The sequence below is a fragment of the Geminicoccus flavidas genome, assembly GCF_009806515.1.
GTDB classification, from domain to species: Bacteria; Pseudomonadota; Alphaproteobacteria; order Geminicoccales; family Geminicoccaceae; genus Geminicoccus; species Geminicoccus flavidus.
In genome coordinates this window covers 1-3,986 of record NZ_WUJP01000288.1, presented here as the reverse complement: position 1 = coordinate 3,986, position 3,986 = coordinate 1, and the positions used below count along the sequence as shown (strand labels likewise).

Sequence of the window (3,986 nt, the reverse complement as noted above, 5' to 3'; positions counted from 1 at the left end):
GCGGGCGCGGCCTCGGCTGCAGGTGCGGTCGGTCCAGCCTGCTCCGCCGCAGCCGCCGGCACTTCCGCCTCGGCGGCCTTCTTGGTGGTCCGACGCCGCTTCGGCTTGACCTCGGCCGCGGGCTCCGCCGGCTCCGCTTCCGCCTGGGCCTTCTTCCTGGCAGGTGCCCGGCGCGGCTTGGCCGGCTTGGCCTCCGTGGCCGCCTCGGCGGTCTCCGTGGCCGCCTTCTTCGTGGTCCGCCGCCGCTTCGGCTTGGCCTCGGCCACCGGCTCCGCCGGCTCCTCGGCCACCTCCGGCACGGGCGGGGCTTCCACCGGCGTCATCAGCTCGATCGGCAGCGGGACGATCGGCGTGTCGGCCGGTGCCGCCTCATCAGCGTCCGCGACCGGCTCGGCCGGGACCTCCACCGGCTCGGCTTCCACCGGCCCCGCCTCGACGGGTTCGGCCTCGGACGCCTCGGCAGCCAGCGGCTCGCCCTCCTCGGCATCCTCGTCGAACTGCTCCTCGCCACCCGGCTGCTGGGCCATGCCAGCCTGCTCGCCGTTGCGGTCGCCGCGACGACGCCGACGGCGCCGGCGACGGCGCTTGCGGCCGCCCTCCTCGCCTTCCTCGCCATTGACTGCGGCTTCGACCGGCTGCTCGGCCCCGGCCGCCGGCTCCTCGGGCTCGGCCTCGGCTGCGACGGGCTCGCGGTGCTGCCGGTCCTCGCCAGCCTCGTCCGGGCGGCCGCCACGGCGATCGCGCCGGCCGCGGCCGTTCCCGCCGCGGGCAGGCTCGCTGCGGCGCTCGGCCAGTTCCTCCTCCTCTTCCTCGACGATCGGCTCCTAGACCGGCTCCTCGGGCTCGGCCAGCGAGGCGGGCGGCGGCACCTCGATCGGCTTCTCTCGCCGCTCCATGCGCTCCACGCCGATGTCGCCCGGGATCATCTGGTCGTCGGTGTCGACGAACACTCGCATCTGGTAGCGCTGCTCCAGGCGGAACAGAGCGTCGCGCTTGTGGTTGAGCAGGTAATAGGCAGCACTGCTCGGCACGATCACGCGCATCACCGCGGTCTCGCCAGCGATGCCGACCTCCTGGATGCGGCGCAGCGCCTGCAGCGCGCAGGATTCGGTCGACCGCACCACGCCCAGACCATGGCAGACCGGGCAGGTCTGGGTGGACAGTTCCTGCAGGGAAGGCCGCATCCGCTGCCGGGACAGCTCCAGCAGCCCGAACTGGCTGATCTTGCCGATCTGCAGCCGGGCGCGATCCAGCTTGAGCGCGTCGCGCAGCCGCCTCTCGACCTGGCGCTCGTGGCGCTGGTCGGCCATGTCGATGAAGTCGATCACGATCAGGCCGGCCAGGTCGCGCAGCCGCATCTGGCGCGCGGCCTCGTCCGCCGCCTCCAGGTTGGTCTTGAGCGCAGTTTCGTCGATGTGCCGCTCGCGGGTCGACTTGCCCGAGTTGACGTCGATCGCGGTCAGCGCCTCGGTCGTATGGATCACGATCGAGCCGCCTGACGGCAGATCCACCTTGGGCAAGTGCATCGCGTCCAGCTGGTCCTCCACGCCGTAGCGGAAGAACAGGGGCGCCTCGTCGCGGTACTGCTTCACCTGTCGCGAGCGCGACGGGATCAGCATGGTCATGATGCGCTTGGCCTGCTTGTAGGCCTCGTCGCCCTCGACCAGCACCTCATCGATGTCGCGGCTGTAGAGGTCGCGCATCGCCCGCTTCACGAGGTCGCCTTCCTCGTAGATTAGGGCCGGCGCCATGCTCTTGAGCGTGGTCTCGCGGATGTCCTCCCACTGGCGCAGGAGATAGTCATAGTCACGCCGGATCTCGGCCCGAGTACGCTCCTGGCCGGCCGTGCGGATGATCAGGCCCATGCCCTTGGGCACGTCCAGTTCCGCGGCGATCTCCTTCAGCCGCTTGCGGTCCTCCGCATCGTCGATCTTGCGGCTGATCCCGCCGCCGCGCGGCGTGTTCGGCATCAGCACGCAGTAGCGGCCGGCCAGCGACAGATAAGTGGTCAGCGCCGCCCCCTTGGTGCCGCGCTCCTCCTTGACGACCTGCACCAGCATGATCTGCCGGCGCTTGATCACTTCCTGGATCTTGTAGCTGCGCAGGAGCCGCGCGCGCCGGCGGGCGATGTCGGCCTCGTCGTCGTCGTCCGAGCCGTTACCATTGCCGTTGCCATCGCCCTCGTCGCCGCGGGCGACATCTTCCAGCATCGCCCGGTCGGCCTGAGGGATCTGGAAATAATCCGGGTGGATCTCGGAAAATGCCAAGAAGCCGTGCCGGTTGCCGCCATACTCGACGAACGCGGCCTGGAGCGAGGGCTCCACACGCGTCACCTTGGCGAGATAAACGTTGCCCTTGATCTGCTTCTTAGTGGACGATTCGAAATCGAAATCGACCAGCTGCTTGTCATTGAGAATGACGACCCGGGTTTCCTCCGGGTGGCCGGCATCGATCAACATGCGTCGAGTCATCGAGGGGAGTCTCCGCACGCGCATGGCGAGGCATGGTGATGCCCGGCGCCGTCGCGTGCTGCTGTAGGCCCGCGCGCAGCCCTGCGCGCGAATCGGGTTGGCTCGCCCGCCTGGCGGCGGCCGAGGCGAGGGGTGCCACGTGGCCCGGTGCCGACGGTTCGACCACCGCACTTCTGCGGGGTTCGTCGTACGGCAGGTATCCAACGTGGTGCATTGCGTTCGGAAGGAAGTGGGCGGCCCCGGGTTCGACCCGGCGGGGCAGCCTGTTGGTTGAGATGCGGCGGGATCGGCGCTATCCGGAAGCCGGGCTGCGAACTTGCGCGAACCACGGCGATCGGCACCGGATCCGCTCGCACGCACGGGACTATAGAACCATCGATCCGCTGTCTCAATCACCAAGACATCCCGGAGACATCGGTTCCCGTCGACGGTCGATGGCACCTGTAACCGCGCATGGCCTGGCGGTCGTCGCCATGGTGATGCTGTCGATCCTATTCGCCACCTTGCCGGCTGTCGCTGCCGAGACCCTGATCTCTGGGCTGCGGTTCGGGATGCGGGACGCCCACACTCGGATCGTTCTTGATCTCGACGCCAACGTCCCAATCGAGACCAGCCTGTCGCCCGACCGCACCAGGCTCGAGGTGATCGTGCCGCAGGCCCGGTGGGCGCTGCCGATCGGCCGGCTGCCCCAGCCGCGCGGCCTGGTGGACGCCTGGTACACCAGCACCACGCCGGGTGCGGCCAGCCTCGAGGTCGACCTGAAGGGCCAGGCGCGGGTGGCGCATGCCGAGCTCTTGGTGCCGTCCGAGGATTCGCGGTTCTACCGGCTGGTGATCGACCTGATCCCCGGGCCCGCCCCGGCCCTGGCCGCCCCGGTCCAGCCGGAGCCGGCACCGGCGCCACTGCCGGCTCCACCCGCGGCAGAGGCGAATGGGGAGACGGTAGAACGGGCGGCACCACCGCCGGCATTGCAGGCAGCGGCCGGGCGCGTGCCGCCCGTGCCCACGCCCAAGGTCCTGCCGCGCCCGGAAGCGGTGGCACCGCCTGCGGCCGTCGCCGGGATCGGCTCGGTGCTGGGGGCGCCGGCCGCGGATCAGGCGGCGCCGGCCCCGGCGCAGGCCCCTGTCCCCCTCAAGCCGTTGATCGTCCTGGACCCGGGCCATGGCGGCAAGGATCCGGGCACGATCGGCCGGCGCGGCACCTACGAGAAGAACGTCACCCTCGCGGTGGCCAAGGCGATCAAGGCCAGGCTGGAAGATTCCGGGCGGTATCGGGTGGCGCTCACCCGGGAACGCGACGAGGCGGTGCCGCTGCGCCGGCGGCTGAGCTTCGCGCGCGAGGCCGGCGGGGCCCTGTTCATCTCGATCCACGCCGATAGCCTCGCGCGCAATGCCGAGATGCGCGGCGCCTCGGTCTACACCCTGTCCGACCGCGCCTCCGACCGCGAGGCCGCAGCGCTCGCCCAAAAGGAGAACAAGGCCGACATCGTCAGCGGGCTGGACCTGACCGACCAGG

Annotated in this window: 2 protein-coding genes and 1 pseudogene; 1 reads left to right on the top strand and 2 read right to left on the bottom strand. The window is 70.5% G+C overall.

Going from position 1 to position 3,986, the window contains the following annotated elements:
• Positions 1–527 (bottom strand): annotated as a pseudogene (locus EQG76_RS32960) (hypothetical protein); the annotation flags it as partial.
• A 297-nt stretch (positions 528–824) separates the two neighbouring features.
• On the bottom strand, positions 825–2,471 hold the full coding sequence (locus EQG76_RS07880; protein WP_200840646.1) for an Rne/Rng family ribonuclease: 1,647 nt from the start codon (positions 2,469–2,471) through the stop codon (positions 825–827).
• Positions 2,472–2,905: 434 nt separating this feature from the next.
• Here EQG76_RS07880 and EQG76_RS32095 point away from each other — a divergent pair.
• The coding region (locus tag EQG76_RS32095; RefSeq protein WP_235031255.1) for an N-acetylmuramoyl-L-alanine amidase at positions 2,906–3,986 on the top strand (1,081 nt) is incomplete at its 3' end.